The sequence below is a fragment of the Rhodococcus sp. GXMU-t2271 genome (assembly GCF_041414735.1).
GTDB classification, from domain to species: Bacteria; Actinomycetota; Actinomycetes; order Mycobacteriales; family Mycobacteriaceae; genus Rhodococcus; species Rhodococcus indonesiensis.
In genome coordinates this window covers 27276-40647 of record NZ_JAUIZP010000027.1, presented here as the reverse complement: position 1 = coordinate 40647, position 13372 = coordinate 27276, and the positions used below count along the sequence as shown (strand labels likewise).

Here is a 13372-nt window from a genome sequence, read left to right as displayed (position 1 = left end):
CGGCGTACCAGATGGAGGCAGGATCACACCCATGGCTAATCCGTTCGTCAAGGGTTGGAAGTACCTGATGGCACTGTTCAACTCCAAGATCGATGAGAAGGCCGATCCGAAGGTCCAGATTCAGCAGGCGATCGAGGATGCGCAGCGTCAGCACCAGGCGCTGTCCCAGCAGGCCGCGTCCGTCATCGGCAACCAGCGTCAGCTGGAGATGAAGCTCAACCGTCAGCTGGACGAGGTCGAGAAGCTGAACGCAAGCGCGCGACAGGCCGTGCTCATGGCCGACCAGGCCAACGCCGCCGGAGACACCGAGAAGGCCATCCAGTACACGAACGCCGCGGAGGCCTTCGCGGCCCAGCTCGTCACCGCCGAGCAGTCCGTCGAAGACCTGAAGGTCCTGCACGACCAGTCTCTGCAGGCCGCGGCCCAGGCGAAGAAGGCCGTCGAGCAGAACGCGATGGCGCTGCAGCAGAAAGTGGCCGAGCGCACCAAGCTGCTCAGCCAGCTCGAGCAGGCCAAGATGCAGGAGCGCGTGAGCGAGTCCCTGCGCTCGATGGACTCGACGCTCGCCGCGCCGGGCACCACACCGAGCCTCGACGCGGTCCGCGAGAAGATCGAGCGCCGCTACGCCACCGCGCTCGGGTCGGCCGAACTCGCCCAGAACTCGGTGCACGGCCGGATGCTCGAGGTCCAGCAGGCCACCGTCCAGATGGCCGGCCACAGCCGTCTCGAGCAGATCCGGGCCTCCATGAAGGGCGAGGCGCTGCCCGGTGCCGCGGCGCCCGCGACCCCTGCGGTCAACCCGACCAAGGAACCGCCCTCGGCGGCGGGCAGCGCCGGCTCTCAGTAGCTCCGGCGACGAGGACCGACGGCAGAAACGCGACATCGTCATGAACATTCCCGCACGCGGCCGGACCGGCCAGTTCCCCGGTCCGGCCGCGGCCGCGCTCCGGGACATGACCGGCAACGTGGTCGAGGCGGCACGCCGCTGGAACGACCCCGCAGCCCGGTTGCGCCGCAAGAAGCGTCGCGCCCGCCGCCGGGCCCGCACGTTCGGCACCGCCTCCGGAATGGGTGGCGTCGGCACGGCGACCCTGGTGGCCGCGTCGGCTCCCGACTGGACCATCGTCGCCACCGGCGGCACGACCGCCGCGCTCGTCGTGCCCGCCGCACTCGCATTCCGTACCTTCCGGCGTCTCGACGCCGTGGCGCTGCCGCCGCCGGCGCCCGCCCGCCGGGCGCTGCCGCCGTCGGGTTCCGTGGCGCGGGCCCCGATGGCCCGGCTCGCCAGCGACGAACAGAGTCTTGCCCAGCTGCTGTCGGTGCTGGCCCGCTCCCGCACCGTCGCCGCCGACGACCTCGAGGAGATCGCGTCGGCCGCTCGGGATGCCTCCGCCGCCCTCGAAGCGGTCGCGGTCGACGTGGTCGCGCTCGAAGCCGCGGCCCGTGACAGCGCCGCCGCGCAAGCCCACCTCGGACCGGCCGTCGCGGCCGCCGGGAAGCGGCTCGACACGGGTGTCGACCAGTTCGAGGAACTCGTCGCCGCCGCCGCGCGGCTCGCGGCGGCCCCGGACGGAACCCGCTCGATGGAACTGCTCGACCGTCAACGCGCGGAGCTGATCTCGGCCTCGGATCGACTCGAGGGCTGGGCCCAGTCGTGGCGGGAGATCCAGCAGATCGAGGGCCGCTACCGGTACTGACGCCGCATCGGCGACTCAGTCGTCCAGCCCGCGGGCGACGAGGGCCTCGCCCATCGCCTCGGCAGTCAGCAACGCCCCCACCACGACGGGCACCGCCAGGGCCCGCAGCGAGAAGCCGAGGCCGCGGGCCTTGCGGGCCTCGGTGACCTGCGCGACGATCGCGCCGAGCATCGGGACGGCCCGGACGGTCATCACCAGTACCAGGCCCACCCGTTCCGCGTCGACGCCGACCCGGCGGAGCGGACGAAGTCCCGTCACGATCGCGTCGAGCATGTCGCTCACCCGGGTCGTCAGCGTGACGAGCGCGGCCAGGGCCACCGCGACCAGCAGCTGGCCGCACACCACCACCGCCCGCTCCCAGCCGGCGAGCAGCACCTGGAACGCCGCGATTACAACGAGCATCCACAGCAGCGGCCGGAGCTGGCGCAGTGCGGGACGGGGCGGGATCCGTGCCGTCAGGTAGAGCCCGAGCACGAGCGCCGCGGCAACCGGCACCTGCCACGGCTGCCGCATCCATACCGTGAGCGCCACGATGAGTGCGGCGGTGACGAGCAGCTTCGGCCCCGCCGGTGCCCGGTGCATCGGTGACGACGCACGGTGGTACAGCCCCAGGGTGCTCACGAGACCAGCCTGCGGTAGAAGTCGATCGCCGGGCCCGGCGCATCGTCGGCGACGACGCGGCCGCCGTCGACGACGAGCACCCGATCGAAGCCCGCCAGCAGGTCCAGATGGTGGGTGACCACGACCAGTTGCTGCTCGAGGGCGGCGAAGGTCCGGGCGATCAGCCGGGCGTTGCGCAGGTCCAGCAGTGTCGTCGGCTCGTCCGCCACCAGTACGCGCGGCTCGGTGACCATGATCGCCGCGAGGGCGAGGAGCTGCTTCTGCCCCCCGGAGAGCAGGTGACTCGGGTGGTCGTGGTGCCCGGCCAGCCCGAAGTCGGCGAGCACCCGCCGTACCCGTTCCGCGCGCTCGTCCTTGCCGAGTCCGCTGCGGCGCAGGGAGAACGCGACGTCCTCCGCGACGGTGGGCATCACGATCTGATGATCGGGATCGGTGAAGACGAATCCCACGCGCCGGCGCACCTCGCGGGCCTTGCGGGCGGTGTCGAGGCCGTCCACCGTCACCGTGCCGGAGGTCGGGACCACCAGTCCGTTGATCATCCGGGCCAGAGTGGACTTGCCGCTGCCGTTGGCACCGACGATCCCGACGCGGCGCTCGGTGAGGGTCACGTCGATGCCGTCGAGGACGGTGCGCTCCCCGTAGGCGTGCCCCACCTGCCGGAAGCGGATCTCGCTCATGCGGTCGTGCCCGGCGCGACGTCTACTGCGCGGGATCGACGGCCGGGCGCGCCGGTGCGCTCGGGCTCGACAGGGCGGGGTAGGCGCGGTGCACCTGCGCGGCGACGACCGCCGCCACGACGGCCTTGAGCAGGTCACCGGGCAGGAAGGTGGCGTTCGCGCTCAGGGCCGCCCACAGCGTGAGATCGGTGCGCGCGAGCATGCCGGCGATCCCGAACACGTAGAGCACGACGATGCCGCCGAGCACGTTGACGGCGATGCCCGGCAGCACCCGGTAGCGGGGCAGCATGCGCGCCGAGAGCCAGCCGATCACCGCGACGGCGGGCAGCCAGCCGAGCAGGAAGCCGACCGTGGGCCCGGCCAGCGCGGTGAGGGTGGTGCGTCCCCCCGCGAGCACCGGCAGCGCCAGGCCCAGCACGATCACCGTGGCCACCGACAGCACGCCCTTGCGGACGCCGAGCAGAGCGCCGGCAAGCATGACGCCCAGCGTCTGCAGCGTGATCGGCACGCCCGACGAGCCCACGGTGATCTGTCCGGGCAGACCCAGGGCGATGATCAGGGCGGCGAACACGGCGATCTGCGCCAGGTCGCGGGCGGGCGTGCTGCGGGTCGAGGACACGATTCTCAGCCTTCTGACGAGGGGACCGAACCTGTCGAGGGTATGCCGCCGCGGCGTGCTCCTTGTCACCACCCCGCTCCGGGCCGGGCCCCCAACGGTGCCGCCCCGGCCTCGGGGTAACCACCCATCTTTCCCTGATCTCTGCGTTGACCTGGTGTTTTTCGACGCGGGGAGTGTCAGGATCGACCTCGAACGGCAACGAGGCAAGGAGTAGGCGATGTTCTGGAAGATCGTGGGTGTGGTGGCGCTGGTGTGGATCGCTCTCGTGGTGATCGGGGCGCTTGCGGAGCACCTGTTCGGAATTCTCGTGGTGAGCGCGCTGATCTTCGGCGGCTACATGGTGTACAAGGCCGTGAGCGGCAGCAAGGACGATCACATCACCCGCGTGTGAGGTGACGCCGGCTCATCTGCGCAGCAACTGTGCGACCAGCCGGCGTCCCTGCCCGAGCGACACGTCGGGCAGATATGCATGCCCGACGGCGAGTCCGATGGTGGGCAGTGCTGCAGCGTCGGGGAAGACCATGTACATGGGCCGGTGCTGCGGCTGGAACTTCGCCTTGAAGGCGAGCAGGGACCGGAATCCGTAGACCGGCTCGAGGGTGCGGCCCAGCAGATCGAGCAGCGCGTCGAGTGCGCCGCGGTCGAATGCGTCGGCGGCCGGGTCGGTTCCGGCGAGTGGCGCGCCGGACAAGCTGAGGAACTCGAGACCCTCCTCCTGCGCGGACATCGCGGCGGAGGCGATGAGGAATTCCATTGCGGGACGGAATCCGTCCGAGCGGCGGCGCATGAAGTCCAGCGTCAGACCGACCAGGGCGCCGTCCCGGTAGACCGGCAGCCACGAGGTCACCGCGTGCACGCGGTCGTCCGCGTCGATCGCCAGGAGCAGCCGCACCTCGGGGTCGCGCAGTTCTTCGAGCCCACCGAGGGTGAAGCCCATCTCGGGGAGGCCCTTGTCGGCGACCCACTCCTCGGAGATCTCCACGATCTGTTCCGTCACCGCCAGCGGAGCTTCCGTGAACGTCGTCCACCGTGCCTGCACTCCGTCCTTGACGGCGCGGTTGAGCGCGGTGCGCACGTCCTGGAACTTCTTGCCCTTGAAGGCGAGGTCGGGCAGCGCCACGACCGTCTCCTCGGCTACCCGCAGGCAGCTCCAGCCGTGGTCCCGGGCGATCGCGGCGGTGCCCTCCCCGACGGAGTAGAAGCACGGGGTCCAGCCGTTGCCGAGACAGTACGTGGCGAACTCGTCGACCGCCCGCTCGAGGTCGGCCGGATCGCCCACGGGGTCACCGGTGGTCAGCGCGACACCCGAGTGCACCCGGTAGGCGACGGCGTGCCGGCCGTCGTCGGTGAACCAGTACCGGTTGCCGCTCCACGTGGTCATCCACGACAGGGACCCTCCCCCCGGGTGGTGCAGCAGCGCGCGGACGCGAAGCTCGTCGCGGGGATCGTGCCCGACGGCCGGGACCACGAAGCTGCGCAGCATCAGCAGGCAGAACGTGACCCACACGAGGACTCCGACCCACTCGAACAGCAGCGTGGCGGGCGACGTCAGCGGCAGCACGGGCGGTTCGAACAACTGCAGGTACACCGGCGGGACGAGCCGCCGCGGCGCGTCGCGCAGCAGCGTGCCCATGCCCGGATCGCGGTCGAAGTCGTCGGAGAGCAGAGTTCCCAGCGCCACGTAGGCCACGAGGGCGACGCCTGCGGCGGCCCCGGTGCCCAGCCACACGCGGGGATAGGTGCCGCGCGGTGCCCGCACGCCGAACAACCGCCGGGTCGCCAGCAGCAGCACGAGCACCGCGACGAGGGCGAGCAGCGGGGCGAGTTCCATGGAGACCGAGCTGCTGCGGCGCGCGCCGTACAGCAGCGAACGGGTCTCGTCCTGCTCGGTGATCTGCACGATCACGCTCACTGCGGCCACGGCGATCAGTGCGGCATGTCCCCACACCGACAGCAGCCAGGCCGCGCGGCGCCCGCGGCGCAGACCCTCCGCTCCGACCAGCAGCACCGCCGACGGCATGAGGTTCATCACCAGGGGCCCGATGCCCGACAGGCGCAGCGCCTGCTGCCCCTTGCGGCACTCGTCGCGCAGCGCCGGGTCCGCGCAGACGTCGACCAGCTCCCGTGCGGTGTAGGGGACCTGGTCGAACAGCTCGCGCAGCGCGGACAGCGGGCCGATGGCGTGGGGGGAGAACGCCGCGAGGACGGGCCCGAGGACGCTCGCCGCCACGACGAGCGCCACCAGGGTGCGGCGCTCCCGCACCGTGCCGCCGAGTGCCGGACCGCGGGCGGCCCGCCCGAACAGCACCGGACCGAGGAACAGCCCCGTCAGCGCCGCACAGAGGCGGGTGACGTCCTGCAGGTGGCCGGCGAACAGCGCGGTTGTGACGAGGAACGCCAGCAGCAGGGTGCGAATACGGCGACGCCACAGTGTGCCCATGGCCGCGGTGGCCGCGAGCAGGGTGCCCAGGATCCACGGCAGCGGGTCCTCGATCAGGTGACCGTGCAGTGCGAAGCCCCACGAGTTCGGCACGGAGGACGCGAGCAGCGCCACGACGAGCGCGAGCGCGGCCCCTGTGCCCTGCGAGACGACGGCGGCCACCGCGAACCTGCGGGCACCGATCCGGTTCTCGACGGGCACGGCCACCGCGAGGATCGCCGCAGTCGCGAGAATGTACTCGCCGAGACCGGAGGCGAACAGCCCGGAGGTCCACAGCACCCACACGCGGCCCTCGCCGATGCTGCCGGTGCCCAGCGAAATCTGGAGGGCCAGCTCGCGCGACGGGCCGTGCAGCACCGAACCGGTGACGAGTCCGGCCACCCAGATCACCGCGAGCAGGGTCAGGGACACCGGAGCCCGGCGCAGCACCCGGCCGGCACGCGCCGTCATCGAGCGACGAGGCCGAGTCGTCGGCTGAGCCACGGCAACTCCTTCTCCAGTCCGGCCGACCACACCGCGAAGCTGTGTGCGCCGGGCAGCTCCGTCAGGTGGACGTCCATTCCGGCGGCCGCGGCCGCTGTCGTCAGTTGCTCCAGTCCGGAACGATATTCGCGGTCGTCGAGACCGACGACGAAGGCACCCGCCGATCCGGGGTACCGGTTGCGGGTCAGCAACTCGGCCGGGTTGTTGCGTGCGAAGGCGGCCGCGTCGCCGCCGAACACCTCCCGGACGGTGCGGTCCCGGTCTCCGATGGTGGGTTCCGCCTGTCCCGACAGGTCGAGGAAGGTCGGGTAGACGTCGGGCCGGGTGGTCGCCAGCTGCAGGGCGCACGTCCCGCCGTAGGAGAAGCCGCCGATCGCCCATCCGGACGGATCGGGGTCGACCTGCAGCTGCCCGCGCACCCAGGCCGGCACGTCGACGGTCAGGTACGTCGCGACGTTGCCGAGATGCGAGTCGACGCACAGCGGGTTGTCGAACTGCCCGCCGGTTCCGTCGGCCAGCACGACGACGGGTGCGAGGCCGTCGTGCTCCGCCGCGTAGGCGTCCATGATCTGTGTCAACCGTCCGCCGACGAGCCAGTCCTCGGTGCCACCGGGCTGGCCGGCCAGCAGCACCAGTACGGGCAGCTCGGGTCGCGGGTCGGCGAAGTATGCCGGGGGGAGGTAGATTCGCGCGTCCCGCGCACGGAATCCGGAGACAGCCCCCGGTATCCGTGCGGTCGTCACGGCCCCGGTTTTCGGCAGGTCGCCGGGCGGTGTCCAGTTCTCCGACAGCGGTCGCCGGTCGATCGTCGCCGTCGCTGGGCCCAGGGCCTCGGCGAGCGGCACCGTGCGGTAGTTGCTCAGACCGAGGGCCGCACGCACCGTCGGATAGGCGTCGTACACCGCGTTGACCTGACCCGCGGCGGCCACCACCACCGCCACGACGGCCACGACGAGACCGGCTGCGGCCAGCGGTCGCCGGTCCCGGTGCCGGACGACCCACCGGCCGGCGCCGAGCGCGATCGCGAGGACCGCCAGGCCGGACCACACGTACACCGAGCGTGGCAGTCGGTCCGGAAACGGTCGCCACACCTGCTCGACGAGCACGGCCGCCGCGAGCACGAGCACGACCGCGGACGCGACGGCCACGGGAACCCACACGACGAGCCATCGGCGGCTCCGGCGTGCGAGGAGCGCGGTGAAACCGCCGAGGGTGAGGACGACGAACACCACGGCGGCGGCCGTCGTGGTCAATCGCACGTCGAGCGCTGCCTCGACGAGTCCGGACCACGACACGACCTCCAGTATGCGCGAGGCTCCCACCGGCGCACCGGGATCGGCGATAGTGGAGCAATGGAACCGGTACCCGAGGACTGGCAGCGTGCGCTCGTGATCGCCGCGCACCCGGACGACATCGAGTACGGTGCGGCGTCGGCGGTGGCGCGGTGGACCCGCCAGGGCAAGGACGTGCGGTACGTGCTGGCGACCAGCGGTGAGGCCGGCATCGCAGGTCTGCCACCGGCCGAGTGCGGGCCGCTGCGTGAGCAGGAGGAGCGGGCTTCGGCTCGCGTCGTCGGAGTCGAGGTGGTGGAGTTTCTCGGGCACCCCGACGGCCGCCTGGTGGCCGGACCGGAACTGCGTCGCGATCTTGCGGCGGCGATCCGGCGTCACCGTCCGGAGATGGTGGTGACCGGCCATTTCGGGCTCACGTGGTTTCCCGGTGTCCTCAACAGTGCCGATCACCGGGCCCTGGGACTGAGCGTGCTCGACGCGGTCGCCGACGCGGCGAACGAGTGGATCTTCCCGGAGCTGACCGAGCAGGGACTGCCGCCGTGGCCGGGAGTGCGGTGGGTCGCGGTGAGCACGACGTCACCTACTCACGCGGTGGACGTCACCGACACGGTCGAGGCCGGTGTCGCGTCCCTGGCCGAGCATCGCCGCTACCTCGAAGCACTCGCGCCCGACCCCGTGATCGACCAGGCCCGGGCGCAGGTGGAGTCGGCCACCGCGGCGCTGCCCGGCTTCGACCGGGCCGCCGGCTTCGAGCTCTACACGTTCGGGGGCTGAGCAGCGGGCACGAGGACGACTCCGGCGCCGGGTACGGCCTCCACGTCGACGGGCAGCGGGCCGAGCGGCTCGCCGTCCGCGTAGGCGGAGATGCCGGGACATTCGAGCCGGACTCGCCGGGTGCGGCGTACGGTCACCTCGTCCAGCTCGACATGGGTGCCGCGATAGACGGTCGGGAACAGGCGCAGCAGGCGGGTCCGGTTGGCCGAGGTCACGATCACGATGTCGAGGAGGCCGTCGTCGAGACGTGCGTCCGGGGCGATGCGCATGCCGCCCCCGTAGGTCGAGGTGTTGCCCACAGCCACCATCGTCGCCGCCACCTCGAGGTCGTCGTCGTCCAGCGTGATGCGGTACGGGAGCAAGCGCAGATGTGCCAGTTCCGCAACCATCGCGACGTTGTAGCGCAGCCGGCCGCGCGGCCGCCGCATCCGGTTGGCGCGGTCGGTGACCAGTGAGTCGAAGCCGCTGGCGAGCACGGTGCCGAACCAGTGGTCCGGCCGGCCGGCGGCCCGGACCCGGCCGAGATCGATCGTCCGCGTGGACCCGTCGGCGACCACGTCGGCCGCGGCCACCGGATCCGACGGCAGTTGCAGGACGCGGGCCAGATCGTTGCCGGTTCCGGCCGGGACGATGCCGAGCGGTATGCCGGTCTGCGCGAGTGCCTGCCAAGCGAGCCAGACGAGCCCGTCCCCGCCGACCGCGACGAGTGCCCCGGTACCGGCGGCCACGGTGTGCCGTACCAGTTCGAGCGAGTGATCCGGGGTGTCGCCGGCGATCTCGGTGACGTGCAGGCCCCGTTCGCGCAACCGGGCCGTGGCAGCCCTCGTCGCGCGCGCGGTACGCGGACCCGCGGCCGGATTCGTCAGGACGGTGACGGATTCGATCACGGCAGCAGCTTTCCAGGGTTGAGGATGCCGCGGGGGTCGATTGCGTCCTTGACCGCACGCAGCAGGCCGGTGCCGAGTGTGCCGATCTCCTCGGCCATCCAGGGCCGGTGGTCCCGGCCCACGGCGTGATGGTGGGTGACCGTGCCGCCGGCCGTCACGATCGCGTTCGTCGCGGCACGTTTGGCTGCCGACCACTGCGTGAGGGGATCGTCCGCCTGTGCGCACACGACGGTGAAGTACAGGGATGCTCCGGTGGGGTAGGTGTGCGAGATGTGACACAGCACCAGCGGCGGGGTGCCCTGGTCCTGCAGTGAAGCGGTGAGCGCGTCGGTCACCGCGGTCCGCAGCCGCGCCAGATTGCTCCAGGTGGTGGCGGTTTCGAGGGTCTCGGCGAGTGCCCCGGCCCGCAGCAGCGCGTCGCGCAGGTGCGGTGCGTCGAATCTGCCCTGCTCCCAGGTCCGGGCCGGTTCTTCACCGAGGTCGGTGCCGCCGGTGGCCGCGAGCAGCGCATCGATCTCGGCGGCGCGGGCCCGCACATGGTCGGCGGTGCCCTCGACGGTGGTCACGGCCAGGCAGCCGGTAGGGGCGGTCGAACCGATGTGTTCGTGCATCGCGAGGTTGACCGCGGTCTCGGACTCGTCCGACAGACGCAGCACGGTGGGGACGGCGCCGGTCTGCACCAGGGTGCGCAACGCGTCTGCACCCGTGGCGAAGTCCGGGAACGACCAGGCGCGACGGGCGACCGCGGCGGGGATCGGGTGGATGCGCACGCCGACCTCGGTGACGATGCCGAACAGTCCCTCGGAGCCGAGGAACAACTGCCGCAGGTCCGGCCCGGCGGCCGAGGCCGGGGCGCGGCCTGCCCGCACGGTACCGCTCGGCGTGGCGACGACGAGATGCTCGACCATGTCGTCGAATCGGCCGTAGCCCGCAGACGCCTGGCCGGAGGACCGGGTCACGGCGAATCCGCCGACGGTCGCGTGGCGGAAACTCTGCGGGAAGTGCCCGAGCGAGAAGCCGTGGGCGCCGAGCAGTTCCTCGGCCTGTGGTCCGGTCGCGCCGGCCTGCAGCGTCGCCAGACCGGAGACCGGATCGAGATCGGTGAGCGCGTTCATTCGTTGCAGGTCCACTGCGACGACGGTGTCGAATCCGCCGCGCACCGGGTCCAGTCCGCCGACGACGCTGGTGCCGCCGCCGAACGGAACGACGGCGATCGCCTCGACGGCGCAGTAGTCGAGTACGGCGAGTACCTCGTCGTGGCTGCCGGGGCGCACCACCGCGTCGGGGGCCTCCTGCGGACCGGGGTCCTGTCGTCGCAGCAGGTCGAGGGTGCTCTTGCCGCCGGCGTGGCGGAGCCGGGCCGCGTCGTCGTCGGCGACGTGCCCGGGACCGACGATGCGTTCGAGGCTGTGGCGGTGCCGGGTGTCCAGCCGGGAGGGGAGGAGCCGCACCGCGGTTTCGGGCAGGGACGGGGCCCGGCGGGTGTCCACGCCGAGGGCCTGTTGCAGCAGGGCGCGGACGCCTTCGCCGAGTTCCTTCCGGCGATCCGCCGTACCCCACGCGTCCCACTCCATCTCGGTGGCAGCGGACGGATGTCGGGGTGTGAAGCTCGCAGTCATGCGTTACAGTGTTACACACAATGTCTATCCGTAACGAAGAATTCCGGTCGTCGGGCGCGCCGGCGACGACCGTCGAGAATCAGATCCTCGACGCCACCCGCTCCTGCCTGCTCGACTTCGGGCTGCGGCGCACCACCCTCGCCGAGGTGGCGCGCCGCGCCGGTGTCAGCCGCCCCACGGTCTATCGCCGCTGGCCCGACACCCGTACCCTGGTCGCGGACCTGCTCACCCGGGAAATCCGCGCTGTCCTGCCGGATCTCGGCGGCGAGGAACCCGTCCGCCCGCGGATCGTGCGAGCCGTCGTGACGGCCGTCGACGAGATCGGCACGCACCCGCTGTTCGAGAAGATCCTGCGGTCGGATCCGGACCTGCTCATGACGTACATCGTGGACCGGCTCGGCACCAGCCAGCACGCGGTGCTCGAGGTGCTGACCGGTGCGCTCACCCGCGGTCAGCGTGACGGCACCGTCCGCGCCGGGGACGCCCGTACGCTCGCCGCGTTCGTACTGCTCACCGCCCAGTCGGTCGTACAGTCCGCCGGAATGATCGCCGAGGTGGTCGACCGGGAGGCGCTGCTGACCGAGCTGGCGCACGCCGTGGACACCTACCTGGCCCCTGCCGGAGAGGATCGACCGTGACCGGACCTGCCTCCAGCGCCCTCGACGCCGCCCGCAGACGGCGGGAACTCGACGACCTCGCCGCCCACCCCTCCGTCGACGTGCTCGTCGTCGGCGGTGGGGTCACCGGCACGGGCGCCGCCCTCGACGCGGCGGCACGCGGCCTGAGCGTCGTCCTCGTCGAACGGCACGATCTCGCCTTCGGCACGAGCCGGTGGAGCTCGAAGCTCGTCCACGGCGGACTGCGCTACCTCGCCACCGGGAACATCGGCATCGCCCGCGAGAGCGCCGTCGAGCGGGGCATCCTGATGACCCACACGGCGCCGCACCTGGTGCGGGCGATGCCGCAGCTGGTACCGCTGCTGCCGTCGGTGGGCCGCGGCGAGGCCGCACTCGTGCGCACCGGGTTCCTCGCCGGCGACGCCCTGCGCGTCTCCGCGCACACGTCGTCCGCGGTGCTGCCGCGCTCGCGTCGCATCGGCGCGGGACGCGTCGCCGACCTGGTGCCCGCCGTCCGGCGCGACGGGTTGCGCGGGGGACTGCTCGCCTACGACGGCCAGCTCGTCGACGACGCCCGGCTCGTCGTCGCTCTCGCCCGCACCGCCGCCTCGCACGGTGCCCGCATCCTCACCCGCGTCGACGCGCATTCGGTCACCGCCGGCGGTGCCGTCCTGCGTGACACGCTCACCGGCACCGAGATGCGGGTGACGGCCGCTGCCGTGATCAATGCGGCCGGCGTGTGGGCCGGACAGGTGGATCCTTCGATCCGGCTGCGACCCAGCCGCGGCACGCACCTCGTCCTCGACGCCGCCGTCCTCGGCAACCCGACCGCCGCGCTCACCGTGCCGATACCCGGCGCCACCAACCGATTCGTCTTCGCGCTGCCCGCGCAGTCGGGCCGGATCTACCTGGGTCTGACAGACGAGGCGGCGCCCGGCCCGCTGCCGGACGTCCCGCAGGCCACCGACAGCGAGATCGATTTCCTCCTCGACACCGCCAATACGGCCCTCGCCACGCCCCTGACCCGCAACGACGTCCTCGGGACCTTCGCGGGACTGCGGCCGCTGCTCGACTCGTCTGCACCGGGCACCGAGACCGGGGATGCCACCGCGGACCTGTCACGCCGGCACGCAGTCGTGCGGTCCGAATCCGGTCCGATCGGCATCGTCGGGGGCAAGCTCACCACCTACCGGCGGATGGCGCAGGACGCCGTCGACGCGGCCGTCGAGACGGCCGGGCTGCGTGCCGGGCCGTGCCGCACCACCCGGCTCGCCCTCGTCGGCGCGGCCCCGCCCGGCGTGCTGCGCACCGTCGCGGCCCCGCCGAACCTGGTGCGGCGCTACGGCACCGAAGCTGCGCTGCTCGCCGTGGGCCCGCACGCACTCGAACCGATCGCCCCCGGACTCGACGTCAGCCGTGCGGAACTCGAGTTCGCGGTCACCCACGAGGGCGCCCTCGATGTCGACGACCTCCTCGACCGCCGCACCCGGATCGGACTCGTACCCGGTGACCGGGCCCGAGCGCTCCCCGCCGCCGGTGACGTGCTGAGCGACGTACCGGACTGACCCCGGCGGCGACCGGTGTGACGCCCGCCGCACTCCCGCCGATCGGGAATCGTAGGTGTGCCCGCGCCCGTTGCCCCTGCC

General features: G+C 72.1%; 13 protein-coding genes. 6 read left to right on the top strand and 7 right to left on the bottom strand.

What is annotated here, in order from left to right; genetic code table 11:
- Positions 1-31 precede the first annotated feature (31 nt).
- Positions 32-847, top strand: coding sequence for a PspA/IM30 family protein (locus QYS60_RS10215; protein ID WP_003935651.1), 816 nt, complete (start codon positions 32-34; stop codon positions 845-847).
- A gap of 40 nt (positions 848-887) precedes the next feature.
- A complete protein-coding gene (locus QYS60_RS10210; protein ID WP_371383058.1) occupies positions 888-1697 on the top strand; it encodes a hypothetical protein in 810 nt (269 codons plus the stop codon).
- A gap of 15 nt (positions 1698-1712) precedes the next feature.
- Here the strand turns inward: QYS60_RS10210 and QYS60_RS10205 are convergent, their stop codons facing one another.
- From QYS60_RS10205 to QYS60_RS10195, 3 genes are read right to left on the bottom strand one after another with little or no spacing between them, the layout of a single operon-like run.
- Positions 1713-2318, bottom strand: a complete 606-nt coding sequence (locus QYS60_RS10205) for an energy-coupling factor transporter transmembrane protein EcfT (protein WP_371383057.1) — start codon at positions 2316-2318, stop codon at positions 1713-1715.
- Positions 2315-2995, bottom strand: a complete 681-nt coding sequence (locus tag QYS60_RS10200) for an energy-coupling factor ABC transporter ATP-binding protein (protein WP_289377910.1) — start codon at positions 2993-2995, stop codon at positions 2315-2317. The genes QYS60_RS10205 and QYS60_RS10200 overlap by 4 nt, the downstream gene beginning before the upstream one ends.
- A 22-nt stretch (positions 2996-3017) precedes the next feature.
- On the bottom strand, positions 3018-3614 hold the full coding sequence (locus tag QYS60_RS10195) for a biotin transporter BioY (protein WP_371383056.1): 597 nt from the start codon (positions 3612-3614) through the stop codon (positions 3018-3020).
- 217 nt (positions 3615-3831) lie between these two features.
- Between QYS60_RS10195 and QYS60_RS10190 the strand changes: the two genes are divergently transcribed.
- Entirely contained in the window at positions 3832-4005 is a 174-nt protein-coding gene (locus QYS60_RS10190; RefSeq protein ID WP_003935645.1) for a hypothetical protein, read from the top strand.
- 12 nt (positions 4006-4017) lie between these two features.
- Here QYS60_RS10190 and QYS60_RS10185 read toward each other — a convergent pair whose 3' ends face one another.
- Complete coding sequence (locus QYS60_RS10185) at positions 4018-6504, bottom strand: phosphatidylglycerol lysyltransferase domain-containing protein (RefSeq protein ID WP_371383055.1); 2487 nt, start codon at positions 6502-6504, stop codon at positions 4018-4020.
- Positions 6501-7832 carry an alpha/beta hydrolase gene (locus tag QYS60_RS10180; RefSeq protein ID WP_371383054.1) on the bottom strand — a complete coding sequence of 444 codons (1332 nt, stop codon included), beginning with the start codon at positions 7830-7832 and terminating at the stop codon, positions 6501-6503. The genes QYS60_RS10185 and QYS60_RS10180 overlap by 4 nt, the downstream gene beginning before the upstream one ends.
- A gap of 57 nt (positions 7833-7889) precedes the next feature.
- Here QYS60_RS10180 and QYS60_RS10175 point away from each other — a divergent pair, with 57 nt between their 5' ends.
- Positions 7890-8603: a PIG-L deacetylase family protein gene (locus QYS60_RS10175; RefSeq protein WP_003935642.1), complete on the top strand. Its 714-nt coding sequence runs from the start codon at positions 7890-7892 to the stop codon at positions 8601-8603.
- Here the strand turns inward: QYS60_RS10175 and QYS60_RS10170 are convergent.
- Complete coding sequence (locus QYS60_RS10170) at positions 8585-9490, bottom strand: diacylglycerol kinase (RefSeq protein ID WP_371383053.1); 906 nt, start codon at positions 9488-9490, stop codon at positions 8585-8587. The genes QYS60_RS10175 and QYS60_RS10170 overlap by 19 nt on opposite strands.
- Positions 9487-11109, bottom strand: a complete 1623-nt coding sequence (locus tag QYS60_RS10165; protein ID WP_371383052.1) for an FAD-binding oxidoreductase — start codon at positions 11107-11109, stop codon at positions 9487-9489. The genes QYS60_RS10170 and QYS60_RS10165 overlap by 4 nt, the downstream gene beginning before the upstream one ends.
- A 20-nt stretch (positions 11110-11129) precedes the next feature.
- Here QYS60_RS10165 and QYS60_RS10160 point away from each other — a divergent pair, with 20 nt between their 5' ends.
- Together QYS60_RS10160 and QYS60_RS10155 are read left to right on the top strand one after the other, a co-directional pair.
- Positions 11130-11747 (top strand): TetR/AcrR family transcriptional regulator, encoded by a 618-nt coding sequence (locus QYS60_RS10160; RefSeq protein ID WP_371383051.1) that lies wholly within the window; start codon positions 11130-11132, stop codon positions 11745-11747.
- On the top strand, positions 11744-13291 hold the full coding sequence (locus QYS60_RS10155; protein WP_371383050.1) for a glycerol-3-phosphate dehydrogenase/oxidase: 1548 nt from the start codon (positions 11744-11746) through the stop codon (positions 13289-13291). The genes QYS60_RS10160 and QYS60_RS10155 overlap by 4 nt, the downstream gene beginning before the upstream one ends.
- The last annotated feature ends 81 nt before the right edge of the window (positions 13292-13372 follow it).

What these genes read in the sequence shown, in the direction of transcription:
- QYS60_RS10215 (WP_003935651.1), top strand. Translation starts at nt 32, where the DNA reads ATGGCTAATCCGTTCGTCAAGGGTTGGAAGTACCTGATGGCACTGTTC.
- QYS60_RS10210 (WP_371383058.1), top strand. Translation starts at nt 888, where the DNA reads ATGAACATTCCCGCACGCGGCCGGACCGGCCAGTTCCCCGGTCCGGCC.
- QYS60_RS10200 (WP_289377910.1), bottom strand. Translation starts at nt 2,995, where the DNA reads ATGAGCGAGATCCGCTTCCGGCAGGTGGGGCACGCCTACGGGGAGCGC.
- QYS60_RS10190 (WP_003935645.1), top strand. Translation starts at nt 3,832, where the DNA reads ATGTTCTGGAAGATCGTGGGTGTGGTGGCGCTGGTGTGGATCGCTCTC.
- QYS60_RS10185 (WP_371383055.1), bottom strand. Translation starts at nt 6,504, where the DNA reads ATGACGGCGCGTGCCGGCCGGGTGCTGCGCCGGGCTCCGGTGTCCCTG.
- QYS60_RS10175 (WP_003935642.1), top strand. Translation starts at nt 7,890, where the DNA reads ATGGAACCGGTACCCGAGGACTGGCAGCGTGCGCTCGTGATCGCCGCG.
- QYS60_RS10165 (WP_371383052.1), bottom strand. Translation starts at nt 11,109, where the DNA reads ATGACTGCGAGCTTCACACCCCGACATCCGTCCGCTGCCACCGAGATG.
- QYS60_RS10160 (WP_371383051.1), top strand. Translation starts at nt 11,130, where the DNA reads ATGTCTATCCGTAACGAAGAATTCCGGTCGTCGGGCGCGCCGGCGACG.